A 17,465-nucleotide genomic window follows, 5' to 3' on the forward strand; every position below is an offset into this window, starting at 1 on the left:
GAGCCCGCTCGCCCCGCTGCCGGAAGCCGTCCGACCTGTCGTGTCCGACGTCGACTTCGGGGTGCGGAGTTCTTTCATGCCGTTCGCTCTTCTTCTGCTGGGCCTTGCCGTGTTCGCGCAGGGAACGTCCGAGTTCATGCTGTCCGGGCTGGTGCCGGACATCGCGCGGGATCTGGGGGTGTCCGTTCCCGCGGCGGGGGCGCTGACCTCCGCCTTCGCGGTGGGGATGGTCGTGGGGGCGCCGCTGGTGGCGGGGCTCGCGCGGCGCTGGCCGCGGCGGGGTGCGCTGCTGGCGTTCCTCGTGGTGTTCCTCGCCGTCCATGTCGTCGGTGCTCTCACCGGCAGTTTCGAGGTGCTGCTCGCCACGCGGGTCGTGGGGGCGCTCGCCAACGCCGGGTTCCTCGCCGTCGCTCTCGTGGCCGCCGTGGACATGGTCCCGGCGGACGCGAAGGGGCGGGCCACGTCCATGCTGCTGGGCGGGGTGACGCTGGCGTGCGTGGCCGGGGTGCCCGCCGGGGCCGTGCTGGGCGGGCTGTGGGGCTGGCGTGCGGCGTTCTGGGCCGTGGCGCTGGTGTCGCTGCCCGCGCTGGTGGCGGTGGCGCGGTCGGTGCCGGGTGCTGCGGCCGGGGACGCGCCCCCCGCGCTGCGCGGTGAACTGCGGTCGCTGCGCAGCCCCCGCCTGGTCGTCACGCTGGCGCTGGGGGCCCTCGTGAACGGTGCGACGTTCTGCACCTTCACTTATCTCGCGCCCCTGGTCACCGAGGTGACGGGGCTGAGCAGCGCCTGGGTCCCCGGGGTACTCGCGCTGTTCGGGGCCGGGTCGCTGGCCGGGGTGACCGCCGCGGGGCGGTTCGCGGACCGGCGTCCCGTGGCGGTCCTGGCCGGCGGGGGCGTCGCGGTGGGCCTGGGCTGGTGCCTCCTGGCACTCGGGGCCGGACACCCGGTCCTGGCACTCGGGCTCGTCTTCACCCAGGGGGCACTGTCCTTCGGCGTCGGCTCCACGCTGATCTCCCAGGTGCTGTACGCGGCCCCGGGCGCCCCCACGCTGGCCGGTGGTTTCGCCACGGCCGCGTTCAACGTCGGCGCCGCGCTGGGCCCCTGGGCCGGCGGCGTGGTGATCGCCGCGGGGTTCGGATACCGGTCGCCGGTGTGGGTCAGCGCCGGGCTGGTCGCCCTGGCAGGCGTGCTGGCCGGGGTCGTGTGGCGGCGGCGTGGGCGGGTCCTGGGGGGAAGTGGTGGGGCGCTGAACTTCGGTGCGGGTACCGGGGCCTGAGAGCGGCGACCGGGGCTGGGTCGGTGGGCTGGCGGCTGGTCGCGGGCGGCAGGCCGCAGGCGGCTGGTCGCGGGCGGCAGGCCGCAGGTGGCAGGCGGCAGGGCGCAGGCGACTGGCGGCTGGTCGCAGGCCACAGGCGACTGGCCGCAGGCCGCAGCCCGCAGGCGACTGGCGGCTGGTCGCTGGCGGCTGGTCGCTGGCCGCTGGCCGCTGGCGGCAGGCGGCGGGCCGCAGGTGACTGGCCGCAGGCCGCAGGTGGCAGGCCGCAGGCCGCAGGCGGCAGGCCGCAGGCGGCAGGCCGCAGGCGGCAGGCCGCAGGCCGCAGGCGGCAGGCCGCAGGCGGCAGGCCGCAGGCGGCAGGCGGCAGGCCGCAGGCCGCAGGCGGCAGGCCGCAGGCCGCAGGCCGCAGGCCGCAGGCCGCAGGCCGCAGGCCGCTGCATGATCGGACTGCCGCGCTGAAGGTGGGACGCGGGCCCGTCAGCCGTGAGCCGCCGTGGGGGAACCACCGCTGTTCCGGCGGGTCCGGCCGTCGCTGGTGTCAGAAGCCGCCCCCGAAGTCCCCTCCCCCACCGAAGTCGCCGCCGCCGAAACCGCCGCCGAAGTCGCCACCGAAGTCGCCGGTGTCGAAGTCCGCGCCGGAGACGTCGCCGCCCCCGTAGCCGCCGAAGTCGCCGTAGCCGGAGCCGTAGTCGGCCGCGTAGGCGGGGCCGGCCATCATGCTGCCGAGCATGGTGCCGACGAGGAGGCCGGGCAGGATGCCGCCGCCGAAGTAGCCGCCGGCCCAGGGGCCGTACGCCGGGCCGGCCTCCCAGTACGGGCGGCGGCCGAGCTCGGTGTCGACCTCGCGGATCACCGGGTCCCGGCCCTCGGCGAGCCGGGTCCGGTCGGCCGCGCAGACGGGGACGTCGCGCGTGGCGCCGCCCGGGGGCGTCCAGCTCTCGTCGGCGACCGAGGGGCCGTGTCGGGGGTCGAAGAAGCAGGGCGGGCGGCGCTCCGGCAGCGGGCCGCCCTCGCGGCGGGCCGCGAGTCGCGCCAGGGAGAACCGGCCGTCCTCCACGGCCTGGGTGACAGCCCGCACGTCCTCCGGTTTGGTCGCGGCCGCCATCAGGGACTTCGCCTGTTCGTAGGCGTCCAGGGCATGTTCGTAGTCGGCGCGCATCGCGTCGTCGGCGCCGGGGTCGCCGGGATGGAAGTCGAGCCGGTCGAGTTCCTCGCCGAAGGCGGTGATGTCCTCGTCGACCACCACGCGGAGCTTCTCCAGCGCGGCCCGCTGCTCCTCCTCGTGGCGGCGGCGGTTGCGGCGGACCAGCGCGTAGGCGCCCGCGCCACCGGCGGCGACCAGTGCGCCGACCGTGATCAGACCGCCGACCGGCACGTCGCTGCCCGAGCCGTCGCTCCAGCTGCTGGGCGCCGAGCCGCCCACGTTGCGCAGGGCGTCGTCGACGAAGTCGTTCAGCTGGGCCTTGGCGTCGCCCGCGCCCCGCACGGCCGTGACCAGGTTGGACACCGCCTGGGGGCTCATCACCGCGCTGTCCGCACGGGCGTCGAACCGGTCTCCGAGTCGGATGCCGTACAGGCCGGTGATGCCGGTCTCGGTGCGGAGGTTCCGGAAGAGGTCCTGCGTGGGGAAGCCGGCCGGGAGGACCGCCACGAAGACGGGCTTGTCCGCGTCCTTGATCTTGTCGGCGAGTGCCTCGGCGTCCGAGGCGGCGAGCTGGCCGGAGGCGGCGGGATCGACGTAGACCGGGTTCTCGCGCAGTTCCGCGGCGACCTTCGAGAGGTCGGTGGCCGCCTGCGCACCGGGCGCACCGGCCATCAGCGCCGCCAGGACGGCGACGACCGGCACGATCAGCAGACGTACGACGGTACGCACCAGCGCGGCCTTCATATCTTCGAAGCTACCCGAATCGGAACAAAAAGGGACATCGGCCGGGGTACGGATTCTGGATGCTGCCGCGCGCGGACCCCAGGGACTGCCGAAGGAACGGACCGGCTGACGGGCGACGGCGCGGAAGGCGCCGTCGCCACCCGCCTACTCGGCCGGGCTCACTCCCGCCCGCAGCAGCCCGTACGTGTACGCGTCCTCCAGGGCCTGCCAGCTCGCGGCGATGACGTTGTCGGCGACGCCCACCGTGGACCACTCGCCCGTACCGTCGGACGTGGAGATCAGCACGCGGGTCGTCGAGTTGGTGCCGTGCTTGCCCTCCAGGATGCGGACCTTGTAGTCCACCAGGTCCAGCTTGGCGAGCTGCGGGTAGATCTTCTCCAGGCCCACGCGCAGGGCCCGGTCCAGCGCGTTGACCGGGCCGTTGCCCTCGGCCGTGGCGACGATGCGCTCGCCCTTGGCCCAGAGCTTGACCGTGGCCTCGTTGGCGTGGGAACCGTCGGGCCGGTCCTCCACGATGGCACGCCAGGACTCGACCTCGAAGTAGCGCAACGGCTTGCCCTGGACCTCCGTGCGCAGCAGGATCTCGAAGCTGGCGTCGGCCGCCTCGTACGTGTAACCCCTGAGTTCGCGCTCCTTCACCCGCTCGACCACCCGGCCGACCAGCTCGCGGTCGCCGCCGAGGTCGATGCCGAGTTCCTTGCCCTTGAGCTCGATGGAGGCGCGGCCGGCCATGTCGGAGACCAGCATCCGCATGGTGTTGCCGACCTGCTCCGGGTCGATGTGCTGGTACAGGTCCGGGTCGACCTTGATGGCCGAGGCGTGCAGGCCGGCCTTGTGCGCGAAGGCCGAGAGGCCTACGTAGGGCTGGTGCGTGGAGGGCGTGAGGTTGACGACCTCGGCGATGGCGTGCGAGATGCGGGTCATCTCGCGCAGACGGCCCTCGGGCAGCACCTGCTTGCCGTACTTGAGCTCCAGGGCCGCCACGACCGGGAAGAGGTTGGCGTTGCCGACGCGTTCGCCGTAGCCGTTGGCCGTGCACTGGACGTGCGTCGCGCCCGCGTCGACGGCGGCCAGCGTGTTCGCCACGGCGCAGCCCGTGTCGTCCTGGGCGTGGATGCCGAGCCGGGCGCCCGTGTCGGCCAGGACGGTGGCGACGACCGCCTGGATCTGCGCCGGGAGCATGCCGCCGTTGGTGTCGCAGAGGACCACCACGTCCGCGCCGGCCTCGGAGGCGGTCCGGACGACCGACTTCGCGTACTCGGGGTTCGCGCGGTAGCCGTCGAAGAAGTGCTCGCAGTCGACGAAGACGCGGCGGCCCTGTTCCTTCAGGAAGGACACCGTGTCGCGGACCATCGCCAGGTTCTCGTCCAGGGTCGTGCGCAGGGCGAGTTCGACATGGCGGTCGTGCGACTTGGCGACCAGCGTGATCACCTGCGCGCCGGATTCCAGGAGCGCCCTGACCTGCGGGTCCTCGGCGGCCGTGGTGCCGGCGCGGCGTGTGGAGCCGAACGCGACCAGCTGGGCGTGCCGGAAGTCGATCTCCTGCCGGGCACGGGCGAAGAACTCGGTGTCCCGGGGGTTCGCACCCGGCCAGCCGCCCTCGATGAAGCCGACGCCGAAGTCGTCCAGGTGCCGCGCGATGGCCAGCTTGTCCGCGACGGTGAGGTTGATGCCCTCCCGCTGGGCACCGTCGCGCAGGGTGGTGTCGAAGACGTGGAAGGAATCGTCGAGCTCGCTGGTAGCGGTCATGGTGTCAAGGCTCCTGAGGATTGGATCTCGGTCGTACCGGAGTGACCGGCTCCACCGCCCCCACATACTCCCTCGCGCTCTCGCTCCTGACTGCGGGTGGGCCAGAAATGCGAAAAACCCCTCGCGGGTGCGAGAGGTCTGCGCGCGGGTCGAGGACGACGGTGTCCGCCCGTACCTGGTCGTACGTGGCGGTCACTGCGGACCGGCGCGCCTGCTGCCAATAATCATGGCGAACGAGAGCACGGGGGCAGTCTGGCACAACCCCCGTGCCCGGCTCACGGTTGTCTCAGGATGCGGTCGGTCACCTCATGTGACGGACGTAGACGTGCGAGGTGTCGTACGTGTCGCCCGGCACGAGGTCGGCTGCGGAGCTGCTGAAGGCGACCTGGCGGCCGTGCCGGTCGATCACCGGGGCGGACACGCCCTGGTCGTTCGGCCCGCCCTGGGCGTCCGGGCTGGCGAGGACCGTGCGCCCGGTGCGCAGATCGCGGACGTACGCGCGGGTGGTGTGGCTGGTGTCGCCCGGGTCGGCCGAGACGAAGGCCAGATACCGGTTGTCGGCGCTGAGCTGCGGATTCGCGGTGAACGCGGCCGGGTCGACGGCGTCGATCCGGCGCAGCTCGCCCGTCGTGAGGTCGCGGATGAAGACGTTGTGTCCCTTGTTGGTGTCGCCCGGCGTGAGCCGCGAGTCCAGCGAGTTGAACAGGGCGTACCGCCCGTCGGCGCTGACCTGCGGGAACTCGGTCTGTCCATCGGACTTCAGCCCGTCCGGGGCCCGGTCGGCGTGGAACAGCTCGCCGCTCGGCACGTCACGGACGTAGGCGTCGCTCCAGTCGCCCGAGGCGGGGTGCGGGATGAAGAACTGGTAGCCGACGCGCTTGCCGTCGGCGCTGATGGACGGGTTGGTGGCGGCGGTCTTCCGGTCGCCGGCGGCGGGCACCTGGCTGATGCGGACGGCCTCGCCGGTGGTGCGGTCGACCCGGTAGACGCGTCCCCAGCCGTCGTCGGACTGCGTGAAGTCCGAGCGCTGGGCGATGAAGGCGACGTAGCGGCCGTCGGCGCTGATGGCGGGCTGCCGGCCGGTGTCGTAGCCCGTGTCGACGGTGTCCTCGATTCGCTGGAGGGCGCCGGACTTCAGGTCCTTGACCCAGATGTGGCTGCGGCCGTCCTCCGTGGCGGCGAAGGCGAGGTAGCGACCGTTGCCGCTGAGGGCGACGTCGTCGACCGGGCCGCCGTCCGCCGCGGTACCGGCCGGCCGGGTGGTGCCGGTCCTCAGGTCGCGCACGAAGGCGTCGGCGGCGCCGTCGGTGTCGCCGGCGACGAGGTTGTCGGCGCTGGAGACGAAGGCCAGATAGCGGCCGTCGGCGCTCAGACTCGGCCCGCCGGAGGCGCCGTTGCCCTCGGTGCCGTCCGGTGCGACGCTCGCCTTCTCGGTCCGCGGCGCCGCCGGAGCGGCGGTCGCGGGCAGCGCGGCGACGCCGCCGAGTGTGACGGCCAGAGCCACGCCGAGCGTGCCGGACGTGGCCCTCCTGGTGCTGGTCATGTGCTGTTCCCCCTGTGTCCCCGTTGACGCTTCTCCCCCGGCCCCGCGCCGAGGGCTCCCCCAGAGCCAACAACATCACGGATCACGGGGTCAATCCGTCGTTTTGAGTACAACCCGGGCAGGCGTTCAGGCGTCCGCGAGGAGGCTGTCGGCGAGGAACTCGTGCACGTGCCGGAGGACTTGGGCCCGGTCGGTGCCGCGCAGACCGATCGCCACGTGGATGGCGAAGCCGTCCAGCAGCGCTCGCAGGCGGGCGGCGAACCGGTCCGGGTCGACGCTTTTGAACTCGCCCCGCGAGATGCCCTCGGCGAGCAGGGCCACCAGGTCGCGGTGCCAGGCGCCCTCGATGGCGGCCTGCCGGTCGCGGGCGTCGGCGTCGGCGGCAGCGCTCTGCGAGCGGTTCCAGACCTCCAGCCACAGCGTCCAGTGCGGGTCGCGGTGGCCGTCGGGGACGTACAGGTCGACGTAGGCGTCGAGGCGTTCGCGGGCGCCGGCGGCGCGGGTCAGCAGCCGTCCGCGCTCGGCGCCCAGCCGGCCCTCGCTCCACTCCAGGGTGCGCAGCAGCAGCTCGTCCTTGGAGCCGAAGTAGTAGAGCAGGTGACCGCTGCTCATGCCGACCTCGCGGCCGAGCGCCGCCATGGTGAGCTTCTCCAGGCCGCGCTCGGCGATCATCTCCATGGCGGCGGCGAGCACGTCCTCGCGGGGCGGGGCCTGCCTGCGCCCACCGGCCATCTGCTGCTCCCGGGTGCTAGATCTTCGGCTGTTGCTGGGTGATGCAGTGAATGCCTCCACCGCCAGCGAAGATCGTACGGGCGTCCGCCAGGGTCACGGTCCGCTGCGGGAACAGGCGGCGGAAGATGCCGGCCGCGAGTTCGTCGCGCGGGTCGTCGAAGCCGCACAGGACCAGGCCGCCGTTGCAGAGGTAGTGGTTGATGTAGGAGTAGTCGACCCAGTGGCCGTCGGCCTCCAGGACCGTGGGGGCCGGCACCTCGACGACCTCCAGGCGGCGGCCGCGCGCGTCCGTCTGCGACCTCAGCAGGCCGGTGATCTCCTTCGTCACCTCGTGGTCGGGATGCGCCGGGTCCGGCTGCACATGGGCCACGACCACGCCGGGGCGGGCGAAGGCCGCGACGATGTCGACGTGGCCGAGGGTGCCGAAGCCGTGCGGGGGGTAGTCGCCGGTCAGGCCGCGCGGCAGCCAAATCGCCTTGCGGGTGCCGAGCAGGGCGTGGATCTCGGCCTCGATCCGCTCCCGCGTCCAGCCGGGGTTGCGCTCGGGGCCCAGTTGCACGGTCTCGGTCAGCAGGACCGTCCCCTCGCCGTCCACATGGATCGCCCCGCCCTCGTTGACGAGCTGCGAGGCGTACGTCCGTGCTCCCGCGAGGTCCGCGACGTGCGCGGCGATCTTCGCGTCGTGCTCCCAGCGGGCCCAGCTCTGGGCGCCCCAGCCGTTGAACGTCCAGTCGACGGCGGCCAGTCCGCCGCGCCCGTCGGTCAGGAAGGTCGGGCCGGTGTCGCGCATCCAGGCGTCGTCGAGGTCGCGTTCGACCGTCTCGATCCCCTCGCCCAGCAGGGTGCGGGCTCGCGCCGACTGCCCGGGGCCGCACACCACCGTCACCGGCTCGAACCGGCGGATCGCGCGGGCCACCGAGGCCCAGGCGATCCGGGCGGCGGCCAGGTCCTCCGGGTCGTCGAAGGTCGGGTTCGGGCCCGGCCAGGCCATCCAGGTGCGCTCGTGCGGGGCCCATTCGGCGGGCATGCGGAAGCCGTCGGCGGCTGCGGACATCGTGAACCTCAGAGGAAGTAGAGACGGTTGAGGGAGACGGACTCGGCCGGTGCGGAGCGCAGCGGTTCGCCGTCGAGGGTGACGAGGCCGGTGCGCTGGTCCACGTCGACGGCCCCGGTGCGGGAGTTGAGGCGCAGGTCGGCCGGGCCGATACCGCGCGTGCCGCGCACGGCGACCCTGCGGCGCCGGGTGGGCATGGTGTCGTGGCCCTGGTCGAGTGCGGCCTGCGCGACGAAGGCGAGCGAGATGTCGGCCGGCGTGGCGCCGTGCGCCCCGAACTGCGGCCCCAGCACCAGGGGTTCGCAGGTGTCGGTCGCCGCGTTCGGGTCGCCGGTCACGCCGTACGCCGGGAAGCCGGCCTTCAGCACGAGCTGCGGCTTGGCGCCGAAGTACTCCGGCCGCCACAGCACGATGTCGGCGAGCTTGCCGACCTCCAGGGACCCCACCTCGTGCGCGAGGCCGTGCGCGATGGCGGGGTTGACGGTCAGCTTGGCGATGTACCGCAGGACGCGTTCGTTGTCGTGGCCGCAGTCCGGGGCGCCGAACTGGGCCTTCATCTTCCCGGCCATGGCGAAGGTACGGCGGACCGTCTCGCCCGCGCGCCCCATGCCCTGCGCGTCCGAGGAGGTGATGCCGATGGCGCCCAGGTCGTGCAGGACGTCCTCGGCGCCCATGGTTCCGGCGCGGATGCGGTCGCGGGCCATGGCGGCGTCGCCGGGCAGGTCGGGCTTGAGGTCGTGGACGGAGACGATCATCCCGTAGTGCTCGGCGACGGCGTCCCGGCCGAAGGGCAGGGTCGGGTTGGTGGAGGAGCCGATGACGTTCGGCACGCCCGCCATCTTCAGGACGTTGGGGACGTGTCCGCCGCCGCAGCCCTCGATGTGGAAGGCGTGGATGGTCCTGCCCTCCAGCACCCGCAGGGTGTCCTCCACGGACAGGCACTCGTTCAGCCCGTCGCTGTGCAGGGCGACTTGGACGTCGTGCTCCTCGGCGACGCGCAACGCGGTGTCCAGGGCACGCGTGTGCGCGCCCATGTCCTCGTGCACCTTGAAGCCGCAGGCGCCGCCCTCGGCGAGGGCCTCGACCAGCGGCGCCGCGTGGGACGACGAACCCCGGCCCAGGAAGCCGATGTTGACGGGCCAGGCGTCGAACGCGTTGAACGCGTGCCGCAGCGCCCAGGGCGAGTTGACGCCGACGCCCCACACGGGCCCGAACTCCTGCCCGATGACCGTGGTCACGCCGGAGGCGAGCGAGGCCTCCATGATGCGGGGCGACAGCAGGTGGACGTGGGTGTCGACGGCCCCGGCGGTGGCGATGAGGCCCTCGCCGGAGACGATCGACGTCCCGGTGCCCACGACGACGTCGACCCCCTCGAGGGTGTCGGGGTTCCCGGCCCGTCCGATCGAGCAGATCCGCCCTTCGCGGATGCCGATGGAGACCTTCCGGATGCCCTGCACGGCGTCGATCACCACGACGTTGCTGATGACGACGTCACAGGTCTCCCGGACGGCGGCGGCCTTGAGGTGCAGCCCGTCGCGGGCGGTCTTGCCGAACCCGGCGAGGAACTCGTCGCCGTACCGCTGGGCGTCGGACTCGACGCGGATGGTCAGGCCGGAGTCGCCGAGGCGGACGCGGTCGCCGGCGCGGGGGCCGTGGGTGGCGGCGTACTCGTACGGGGTGAGGCGGCGGGCCTCGGCGGGGTGGCCTCCCGGGCGGCTCATCGCTCGACCTCCTGATCAGGTGTGTCCGGTACGCCGAGATATCCGCAGGCGGCGGCCCGGCGCAGGGCCTCCTCCTTCGCGCCCGGTGCGTCCAGCGGCCCGTCGACCAGCCCGGCGAACCCGATCGCGATCCGCTCGCCCCCGATCGGCACCAGCCCGACCTCGACGCTCTCCCCCGGCCCGAACCGCACGGAGGATCCGGCGGGCACGGCCAGGCGCAGGCCGTAGGCCCGCCCGCGGTCGAACGCCAGCCGTGGGTTGGCCTCGAAGAAGTGGAAGTGGGAGGTGACGGAGACGGGCACGGTCGCGGTGTTGGTGACCGTCAGCCGTTCGACGGGCTCGGGGTCGGCATGCTCGGGCCCGGGCAGCAGGGCGCCCGGCGCTGCCTGCCCCGAGCCGCCGCCGATGGGGTCGGAGACGACCGCGAGCCGCGAGCCGTCGTCGAAGACCGCCTCGACGTGCACCTCGGTCACGACGTCGGCGACACCGGGCAGCACGTCGTCCGGGCCGAGCACGGACCGGGCGGCCTCAATGGCCTCCGCCAGCCGCTTGCCGTCCCGGGCGGCCTCGCACACCGTGTCGGCGATGAGCGCGGTCGCCTCGGGGACGTTGAGCCTCAGTCCCCTGGCCCTGCGGGCGCGGGCGAGCTCGGCGGTGCCGAAGAGCAGCAGCCGGTCGCGTTCGGTCGGGGTCAGCCGCATGTCACTCCCTCCATTTAGAGCATCACTCTAAACATGAAATTCCCTCCTCCGGAAGGTTGACGGCGAGCTGCGACTCCCATCACATTGAACGTCGCTCTAACCGAGGGAGACAAGCATGCCGATCGAACAGCGCGGAGTCGACACCATCCCCGAGGAGGAGCGGACCAGTGGGCCGCGGGACCTCGTCTCGATCCTGCTCGGCTCCAACCTCTGCCTGGGCGTGATCGTCTTCGGCTGGCTGCCGCCGTCCTTCGGCCTCGACTGGTGGTCGTCGGTCAGCGCGGTCCTGGCGGGCACGGTGGTGGGCGTGGTGCTCACGGCTCCCCTCGCCCTGGTCTCGCTGCGCACCGGCACCAACCTGTCGACCTCCTCCGGCGCCCAGTTCGGGGTCCGCGGCCGGCTGGTCGGCTCGGTGGTCGGCCTGCTGCTGGCCCTCGGCTACACCGCGCTGACCGTGTGGATCGGCGGGGACGTGATGGTGAGCGTGCTGGGCCGGCTGGCCGGGCTGCCGCAGGGCGGGACGTCCTACGGGATCGTCTACGGACTGCTCGCCGCGGCCACCGTCGCGGGCGCGGTGTACGGCTACCGGGTGCTGCTCACCATGTCCCGGATCCTGGCCTTCGGCATGACGGCCCTGCTGGCGCTGGGCGTGATCGCCTACGCACCCGGCTTCACCACCGCCGCGCTGCCGGAGACCGGCGGCTATCTGCTGGATGGGTTCTGGCCGACCTGGCTGCTCGCGGCCGTGGCCGCCGGGCTGTCCGGGCCGATCGCGTTCATCACGCTGCTCGGCGACTACACCCGCTACATCTCCCCGGCCCGCCACTCCTCACGCCGGGTGCTGCACGCGACCTGGCTGGGGCTGATGCTGGGGCTGCTGGTGCCGCAGCTCTTCGGCACCTTCACGGCGTACGCGGCCCGGGCCGCCCTCGACTACGCGGGGCCGCTGGTCGACGCGGCCCCCGCCTGGTACCTCGTGCCGCTGCTGCTGGCGGCCTCCGCGGGCTCGGTCGGCAACGCGGGTCTGATGCTGTACTCGATGGGCCTGGACCTCGACGCGATCCTGCCGCGCGCCTCCCGGGCCAGGGCCACGTACACGGTCGCCGTGGTGGCCACGGCCTGCGTCTTCGCCGGGCACTACTACTCGACCGCGCAGAACGCGATGACGTCCTTCGTGCTGCTGCTGACAGCCATCGGCACGCCCTGGGCGGTGATCACCCTCATCGGCTTCGCCCGCTGCGGCGGGGTGTACGACGCGGACGCCCTCCAGGTCTTCAACCGCCGCGCGCGGGGCGGCGTCTACTGGTACCGCGCCGGCTGGAACGTCCCGGCGACCCTCTCCTGGGCGGCCGGTGCACTCGTCGGCGCCCTGGCGGTGTCCCTGCCGTCGTACCAGGGCCCGCTGCTGGCACTGACCGGCGGGGTGGACTGCAGCTTCCTGCTGTCGGGGCTGGTGGGCGGGGTGGCGTACGCGCTGTCGGCCCCGGGCTCGCTGATGAAGGAGCCCGGGGCCGAGGTAGCTGGCCCTGCCACCTGTCCGACCGATTCGGGAGGCGTGTAGCGGGAGCCCGAGGGCGACGCCGGTGCTCCGGCTTCTTGACCGACCGATTCGGGCGGTGGGTGGGCATAGGCCTGGGGCGGAGCCCCCGGCCCCCGGCCTCGACGCCGAGTGCTTCTTATCCCAGCTGGTGCATCCAGCCGTGCTTGTCCTCCGCCGTACCGCGCTGGATGTCGAGCAGGGCCTGGCGGAGCCGGAGCGTGACCTCGCCCGGCTCGCCCCCGCTCTGCTGCCACTCGGCCCCGGCGCGCTTCACCGTCCCGACCGGCGTGATCACCGCAGCCGTACCGCAGGCGAACACCTCGGTGAGCGACCCGTTCTCCGAGTCCCGCTGCCACTGGTCGACCGAGACCCGGCCTTCCTCGGCCTCGTACCCGAGATCACGGGCGACGGCGAGCAACGAGTCGCGGGTGACACCCTCCAGGATCGAACCCGTGAGGGACGGCGTGACGATCTTGTTGCCGTACACGAAGTACAGGTTCATGCCGCCGAGCTCCTCGACCCACTGGTGCTCGACCGCGTCGAGGTAGCAGACCTGGTCACAGCCCTTGGCCGCGGCCTCGGCCTGCGCCAGCAGGGACGCCGCGTAGTTGCCGCCGGTCTTCGCGTCGCCCATGCCGCCGGGGACGGCGCGGACGCGGTCCTCGGAGACCCAGATGGAGACCGGCTTGACGCCGCCCGGGAAGTAGGCGCCGGCCGGGGAGGCGATGACCAGGAACAGGTACTCGTTCGCGGGCTTCACGCCCAGCCCGACCTCGGTCGCGATCATGAACGGACGCAGGTAGAGGGACTCCTCCCCGCCGTGCGCCGGCACCCAGGCCTTGTCCTGCCTCACCAGCGCGTCGCACGCCTCGATGAACGTCTCGACCGGCAGCTCCGGCATCGCCAGCCGGCGCGCGGAGCTCTGGAAGCGCTCGGCGTTCTTCTCCGGACGAAACGTGGCGACCGAGCCGTCGGGGCGGCGGTAGGCCTTCAGCCCCTCGAAGATCTCCTGCGCGTAGTGCAGGACCGTGGTCGCGGGGTCGAGGGAGATCGGCGCGTACGGCACGAGTTGGCCGTCGTGCCAGCCGCGGCCCTCCGTCCACTTGATCGTCACCATGTGGTCGGTGAAGTGGCGGCCGAACCCGGGGTTGGCCAGGATCGCCTCCCGTTCTGCGGCGGAGAGCGGGTTGGCGGACGGCTTGAGCTCGATCGTGGGCGTCGTCATGGGTTGAAGTCCTTCACCGGTTGTAGTGACGGGCCGCGCTCGGTACAGCTCTGATGGTGACCAGTGCCAGGACGTCCGAGCGTTCCCTCGTTCCGCGGCCTCGCGTTCGATTATCGCCCGCGGGCAGCGGCGGAAGGAACGGGGTGAATACGGCCCGGTGGTCGATGGTGACACCCGGCGGGGACATGCGGAAGCCGCCGGGTGCGGATGCGACCCGGCGGCTTGGGATGAGCAGCGGCGGGTCAGCCGGCTACTCGTACGGCGAGCGCGTCGCCGATCTCCGAGGTGGAGCGGGCGGGCTTGCCGGTGCGCTCCGACAGGTCGGCGGAGACCGCCTCGTCGATCCGGGCGGCCTCGGCCTCGTAGCCGAGGTGGCGCAGGAGCAGGGCGACGGACAGCACCGTGGCGGTCGGGTCGGCCTTGCCCTGGCCGGCGATGTCCGGGGCCGAGCCGTGCACGGGCTCGAACATCGAGGGGAACTCTCCGGACGGGTTGATGTTGCCGGAGGCCGCCACACCGATGCCGCCGGAGACGGCCGCGGCGAGGTCGGTGATGATGTCACCGAAGAGGTTGTCGGTGACGATCACGTCGAAGCGCTCGGGCTGGGTGACCAGGTAGATCGTGGCCGCGTCGACGTGCATGTACTCGGTGGTGACCTCGGGGAACTCCTCGGCCACCTTGTTGAAGATGTTCGTCCACAGGTGGCCCGCGAAGGTCAGCACGTTGTTCTTGTGGATCAGCGCCAGCTTCTTGCGCGGGCGGGCCTGGGCACGTGCGAAGGCGTCGCGGACCACGCGCTCGACACCGAAGGCCGTGTTCACGGACACCTCGGTGGCGACCTCGTGCTCGGTGCCCTTGCGGATCGTGCCGCCGTTGCCGGTGTACGGGCCCTCGGTGCCCTCGCGGACCACGACGAAGTCGATCTGCGGCTCGCCGGCCAGCGGGGTCGCGACGCCCGGGAGCAGCTTCGACGGACGCAGGTTGACGTGGTGGTCGAAGGCGAAGCGGAGCTTCAGCAGGAAGCCGCGCTCCAGGACGCCGGACGGCACGCTCGGGTCGCCGATCGCGCCGAGCAGGATGGCGTCGTGCTTCTTCAGGGCGTCGAGGTCCGCGTCGGTGAGGGTCTCACCGGTGGCGTGGTAGCGCCGGGCGCCGAAGTCGTACTCCTTGGTCTCCAGCTTCACATCCTGCGGAAGGACGGCGGAGAGGACCTTCAGGCCTTCGGCCACGACTTCCTGGCCGATGCCGTCACCGGGAATCACTGCGAGATTGATGCTGCGAGACATGCGGGCACCCTACTCCTCGTCCCATGGGATGACACAGGGTGTCCGTGATGCGGACAGACGCCGTTGACCCGCCAGGGGGACCGCACTCGGCCGACGGTTTCCGTTCACCCGTACGGGGGGCGGATGTTGACGTTCGCTGGGAAGTTGACCCGACATGGAGATCCCCCACTTCGGCATCCCGCCCGAGCTCGCACGCCGGATGAGCATGGCGGAACAGCACGAGTACCTGCGCACGCGGCTGTCGCGGCGCCGCACGCTGGTGACGGCGGGCGCGGTCGCGGGCGGCCTGCTGACCGGCTGCTCCGGCCCGGGACCCGGGAGCGGTACGGCGACCAGGAGCCCGTCGCCGAGCACGTCGAAGACGCCCGGCTCCTTCGTCACCCCCTTCGGCCGCCATCTCGCCTTCGGCGCCGACCCGAAGACGCAGATGCGGATCTCCTGGCAGGTGCCGCTGGCGGTGCGGGGGCCGTACGTCCGGGTGGGCCTGCGCCCCGACGACCTCGGCCGCAAGGTCGAGGCGGAGCTGCGCGACCTGCACACCCCGGAGCTGAAGGGCGTACGGCCGGCGGTGGAGCAGTACTACCTGCACGCGGCGCTGGACGGCCTGCGCCCGGACACGACGTACTACTACGGCGTCGGCCACGAGGGCTTCGACCCGGCGTCCCCGCGGCACCGGTCGACCGTCACGTCGTTCCGCACGGCACCCGCGAGCCCGCCGGAGCGGTTCGTGTTCACCGCGTTCGGCGACCAGGGCGTCGGCGAGGAGGCGGCCCTGAACGACCGTCTGCTGCTGCGCCGGGGCCCTGCCTTCCACCTCCACGCCGGCGACATCTGCTACGCCGACCCGACCGGCAAGGGCAAGGAGTCGGACGTCTTCGACGCCGGGCAGTGGGACCGGTTCCTGAAGCAGACCGAGCCGGTGGCCAGGTCGGTGCCGTGGATGGTGACGACCGGCAACCACGACATGGAGGCCTGGTACTCGCCGGACGGCTACGGCGGCCAGCTCGCCCGTTTCTCCCTGCCGGACAGCGGCTTCGACGCGCGGACGGCACCGGGGGTGTACGCCTTCACGTACGGCAACGTCGGCGTGGTCGCGCTGGACGCGAACGACGTGTCGTACGAGATCTCCGCCAACTTCGGCTACACGGAGGGGCGGCAGACGACGTGGCTGGACAGGAAGCTCGGCGAACTCCGAGCGGCGCGGGACGTCGACTTCATCGTCGTCTTCTTCCACCACTGCGCGTACTCGACGTCCACGCACGCCTCCGACGGCGGGGTGCGCGCCGCGTGGCTGCCCCTGTTCGCCAAGCACCAGGTGGACCTGGTGATCAACGGGCACAACCACGTCTACGAGCGGACCGACGCCATCCGGAACGGCGAGGTGGGCAGGCCGGTGCCGGTGGGCGGGACGACGGATCCCCGGCGGGACGGGATCGTGTACGTCACGGCGGGCGGCGGCGGCAAGGAGCTGTACGGCTTCCCCGACGGCGTGAAGGAGAGCTACGAGGGGAACGCCGCCGACCACGAGCCGGTCGGCACCTTCCGGTGGACGAAGTCCCGGGACACCAAGGCCGAGTCGGTGCAGTGGTCGCGGGTGCGCTACCGCGGGTTCTCGTTCCTGTCGGTGGAGGCCGTGAGCGGCGCCGCGCCGAGGCTGAAGGTGTCGGCGCTGGCGTCGAGCGGTGAGCGGATCGACCATTTCGAGGTGCGGCGCGGGGTGTGAGCCCCGCACCGCGCCTCGTCGGGTGCGGCTCCCGGACCAGGGGTGGTACGGCTCAGTGACCGGTGGATCCGCCGTTGTCCCTGCGGTCGAGGGCGCGCTGGAGCGCTGCGGCGGCGTTCTTGCGGTCGGACTCGCTCGTACGGGAGACGTGACGGACTCGGCGGCGGACGGTCGTCTCGGCCATGGGAAATCGACTCCTTCGACAGCATGGAGTGCGGAAAGGGATACGAGACGCCGGATGGGGCGGGGAGCGGTGCCGCAGGGGTTGCCTGCACGGGGCCCGGCTCACGACCGCCATTCGCTTGGTCGAGCGAGACGTTCGGCTCCTACAAAACTAAGGGAGGCCGGAGCATCTGTCTCCACAATTACTCGGACTTCCTACTATCTGAGACGGTGGACTACGTGACACCCCGCTGACCTGCGGTGATCCCTAGAGCACATCTCCGTCGCGCCAGTCGAAGAGCAGCTCGTGCGCGGGGTCGAGCGGCCCGGCGAGGGCGGGCCGGACGTAGGTGCTGTCCTCTTCGTCCGGCAGGCGGACGACGCCGTCCCGCGGGCTGAGGGCGTGCACCTGGCCGCGCCACAGCCGCCAGCCGCGGGAGGTGTAGAGCCGGGCGCCGTCGTCGCTGGCGGAGAGGGCGCCGAGGTCGTAGGCGCGGTCGACGACGCGTTCCAGCTCCGCCATGACCTGCCCGCCGAGGCCGGTGCGGCGGGCGTCGGCGCGTACGGCGACGTTCTCGACGTACCCGACGCGCAGCCACCGGCCGCGGTGCCGCACCCGGCGCATCACGACCGCCCCGTGCGCGGCGAGCCCGGAGCCGTCGTGCACGAGGACGTGCATGCCGCCGAGGCCGTGGTCCCAGTCCTCGTCGCCGAAGTCGCCGTCGAAGGCGGCGTCCAGCAGGGCCCGTGCGGCGTGGAGTTCGGCCGGCGTGAGGTCGGCGGTGTGGGCGGTGCGTGCTCGGGTGGTCATCGGGTCAGTCTTCCCCGCGGACATGCCGACGGGCCAGGTCGTTTCGTGACCTGGCCC

The 17,465-nt window shown here is 72.4% G+C and carries 14 protein-coding genes; 3 read left to right on the top strand and 11 right to left on the bottom strand.

Features of this window, described 5'->3' with window-relative positions; all coding sequences use genetic code 11:
• The first annotated feature begins 76 nt into the window (after window positions 1-76).
• Window positions 77-1,273 (top strand): Cmx/CmrA family chloramphenicol efflux MFS transporter, encoded by a 1,197-nt coding sequence (locus tag SCNRRL3882_RS11625; RefSeq protein ID WP_050810303.1) that lies wholly within the window; start codon window positions 77-79, stop codon window positions 1,271-1,273.
• A gap of 538 nt (window positions 1,274-1,811) precedes the next feature.
• On the opposite strand, the gene SCNRRL3882_RS11630 is transcribed toward SCNRRL3882_RS11625, so the two are convergent.
• The 7 genes from SCNRRL3882_RS11630 to ureA all read right to left on the bottom strand — a co-directional run bounded on the left by SCNRRL3882_RS11630 (window position 1,812) and on the right by ureA (window position 10,661).
• Window positions 1,812-3,161: a hypothetical protein gene (locus tag SCNRRL3882_RS11630; protein WP_010048674.1), complete on the bottom strand. Its 1,350-nt coding sequence runs from the start codon at window positions 3,159-3,161 to the stop codon at window positions 1,812-1,814.
• A gap of 144 nt (window positions 3,162-3,305) precedes the next feature.
• Window positions 3,306-4,910 carry a citramalate synthase gene (gene cimA, locus SCNRRL3882_RS11635; RefSeq protein ID WP_010048672.1) on the bottom strand — a complete coding sequence of 535 codons (1,605 nt, stop codon included), beginning with the start codon at window positions 4,908-4,910 and terminating at the stop codon, window positions 3,306-3,308.
• A gap of 301 nt (window positions 4,911-5,211) precedes the next feature.
• The gene (locus SCNRRL3882_RS11640) at window positions 5,212-6,453 is read right to left on the bottom strand and encodes a PD40 domain-containing protein (protein ID WP_010048669.1); all 1,242 of its coding nucleotides are present in this window, start codon (window positions 6,451-6,453) and stop codon (window positions 5,212-5,214) included.
• A 126-nt stretch (window positions 6,454-6,579) separates the two neighbouring features.
• Window positions 6,580-7,185 carry a TetR/AcrR family transcriptional regulator gene (locus SCNRRL3882_RS11645; RefSeq protein ID WP_010048667.1) on the bottom strand — a complete coding sequence of 202 codons (606 nt, stop codon included), beginning with the start codon at window positions 7,183-7,185 and terminating at the stop codon, window positions 6,580-6,582.
• A gap of 16 nt (window positions 7,186-7,201) precedes the next feature.
• Window positions 7,202-8,239 (bottom strand): agmatine deiminase family protein, encoded by a 1,038-nt coding sequence (locus SCNRRL3882_RS11650; protein ID WP_010048666.1) that lies wholly within the window; start codon window positions 8,237-8,239, stop codon window positions 7,202-7,204.
• An 8-nt stretch (window positions 8,240-8,247) separates the two neighbouring features.
• Window positions 8,248-9,960, bottom strand: coding sequence for an urease subunit alpha (locus tag SCNRRL3882_RS11655; protein ID WP_010048664.1), 1,713 nt, complete (start codon window positions 9,958-9,960; stop codon window positions 8,248-8,250).
• Window positions 9,957-10,661 carry an urease subunit gamma gene (gene ureA, locus SCNRRL3882_RS11660; protein ID WP_010048662.1) on the bottom strand — a complete coding sequence of 235 codons (705 nt, stop codon included), beginning with the start codon at window positions 10,659-10,661 and terminating at the stop codon, window positions 9,957-9,959. Before ureA ends, SCNRRL3882_RS11655 begins: the two co-directional genes overlap by 4 nt.
• Before the next feature lie 115 nt (window positions 10,662-10,776).
• On the opposite strand from ureA, the gene SCNRRL3882_RS11665 reads away from it, so the two are divergent.
• Window positions 10,777-12,222: a cytosine permease gene (locus tag SCNRRL3882_RS11665; RefSeq protein WP_010048661.1), complete on the top strand. Its 1,446-nt coding sequence runs from the start codon at window positions 10,777-10,779 to the stop codon at window positions 12,220-12,222.
• Window positions 12,223-12,337: 115 nt separating this feature from the next.
• Here the strand turns inward: SCNRRL3882_RS11665 and SCNRRL3882_RS11670 are convergent, their stop codons facing one another.
• Together SCNRRL3882_RS11670 and SCNRRL3882_RS11675 are read right to left on the bottom strand one after the other, a co-directional pair.
• Complete coding sequence (locus SCNRRL3882_RS11670) at window positions 12,338-13,426, bottom strand: branched-chain amino acid aminotransferase (RefSeq protein WP_010048660.1); 1,089 nt, start codon at window positions 13,424-13,426, stop codon at window positions 12,338-12,340.
• Between the two features lie 242 nt (window positions 13,427-13,668).
• Window positions 13,669-14,712 (bottom strand): 3-isopropylmalate dehydrogenase, encoded by a 1,044-nt coding sequence (locus tag SCNRRL3882_RS11675; protein WP_010048659.1) that lies wholly within the window; start codon window positions 14,710-14,712, stop codon window positions 13,669-13,671.
• Between the two features lie 154 nt (window positions 14,713-14,866).
• Here SCNRRL3882_RS11675 and SCNRRL3882_RS11680 point away from each other — a divergent pair, with 154 nt between their 5' ends.
• Complete coding sequence (locus SCNRRL3882_RS11680; protein ID WP_010048657.1) at window positions 14,867-16,435, top strand: purple acid phosphatase family protein; 1,569 nt, start codon at window positions 14,867-14,869, stop codon at window positions 16,433-16,435.
• Window positions 16,436-16,487: 52 nt separating this feature from the next.
• Here the strand turns inward: SCNRRL3882_RS11680 and SCNRRL3882_RS42225 are convergent, their stop codons facing one another.
• Both SCNRRL3882_RS42225 and SCNRRL3882_RS11690 read right to left on the bottom strand, forming a co-directional pair.
• The gene (locus SCNRRL3882_RS42225; RefSeq protein WP_010048656.1) at window positions 16,488-16,619 is read right to left on the bottom strand and encodes a hypothetical protein; all 132 of its coding nucleotides are present in this window, start codon (window positions 16,617-16,619) and stop codon (window positions 16,488-16,490) included.
• A gap of 246 nt (window positions 16,620-16,865) precedes the next feature.
• Window positions 16,866-17,408, bottom strand: coding sequence for a GNAT family N-acetyltransferase (locus tag SCNRRL3882_RS11690; RefSeq protein WP_010048654.1), 543 nt, complete (start codon window positions 17,406-17,408; stop codon window positions 16,866-16,868).
• Window positions 17,409-17,465: the final 57 nt, after the last annotated feature.

Source organism: Streptomyces chartreusis NRRL 3882 (genome assembly GCF_900236475.1).
Taxonomy (GTDB): Bacteria; Actinomycetota; Actinomycetes; order Streptomycetales; family Streptomycetaceae; genus Streptomyces; species Streptomyces chartreusis_D.

What these genes read in the sequence shown, in the direction of transcription:
- SCNRRL3882_RS11680 (WP_010048657.1), top strand. Translation starts at nt 14,867, where the DNA reads ATGGAGATCCCCCACTTCGGCATCCCGCCCGAGCTCGCACGCCGGATG.
- SCNRRL3882_RS11625 (WP_050810303.1), top strand. Translation starts at nt 77, where the DNA reads ATGCCGTTCGCTCTTCTTCTGCTGGGCCTTGCCGTGTTCGCGCAGGGA.
- SCNRRL3882_RS11630 (WP_010048674.1), bottom strand. Translation starts at nt 3,161, where the DNA reads ATGAAGGCCGCGCTGGTGCGTACCGTCGTACGTCTGCTGATCGTGCCG.
- SCNRRL3882_RS11655 (WP_010048664.1), bottom strand. Translation starts at nt 9,960, where the DNA reads ATGAGCCGCCCGGGAGGCCACCCCGCCGAGGCCCGCCGCCTCACCCCG.
- ureA (WP_010048662.1), bottom strand. Translation starts at nt 10,661, where the DNA reads ATGCGGCTGACCCCGACCGAACGCGACCGGCTGCTGCTCTTCGGCACC.
- SCNRRL3882_RS42225 (WP_010048656.1), bottom strand. Translation starts at nt 16,619, where the DNA reads ATGGCCGAGACGACCGTCCGCCGCCGAGTCCGTCACGTCTCCCGTACG.
- SCNRRL3882_RS11650 (WP_010048666.1), bottom strand. Translation starts at nt 8,239, where the DNA reads ATGTCCGCAGCCGCCGACGGCTTCCGCATGCCCGCCGAATGGGCCCCG.
- SCNRRL3882_RS11640 (WP_010048669.1), bottom strand. Translation starts at nt 6,453, where the DNA reads ATGACCAGCACCAGGAGGGCCACGTCCGGCACGCTCGGCGTGGCTCTG.
- SCNRRL3882_RS11665 (WP_010048661.1), top strand. Translation starts at nt 10,777, where the DNA reads ATGCCGATCGAACAGCGCGGAGTCGACACCATCCCCGAGGAGGAGCGG.
- SCNRRL3882_RS11670 (WP_010048660.1), bottom strand. Translation starts at nt 13,426, where the DNA reads ATGACGACGCCCACGATCGAGCTCAAGCCGTCCGCCAACCCGCTCTCC.
- SCNRRL3882_RS11675 (WP_010048659.1), bottom strand. Translation starts at nt 14,712, where the DNA reads ATGTCTCGCAGCATCAATCTCGCAGTGATTCCCGGTGACGGCATCGGC.
- SCNRRL3882_RS11645 (WP_010048667.1), bottom strand. Translation starts at nt 7,185, where the DNA reads ATGGCCGGTGGGCGCAGGCAGGCCCCGCCCCGCGAGGACGTGCTCGCC.
- SCNRRL3882_RS11690 (WP_010048654.1), bottom strand. Translation starts at nt 17,408, where the DNA reads ATGACCACCCGAGCACGCACCGCCCACACCGCCGACCTCACGCCGGCC.
- cimA (WP_010048672.1), bottom strand. Translation starts at nt 4,910, where the DNA reads ATGACCGCTACCAGCGAGCTCGACGATTCCTTCCACGTCTTCGACACC.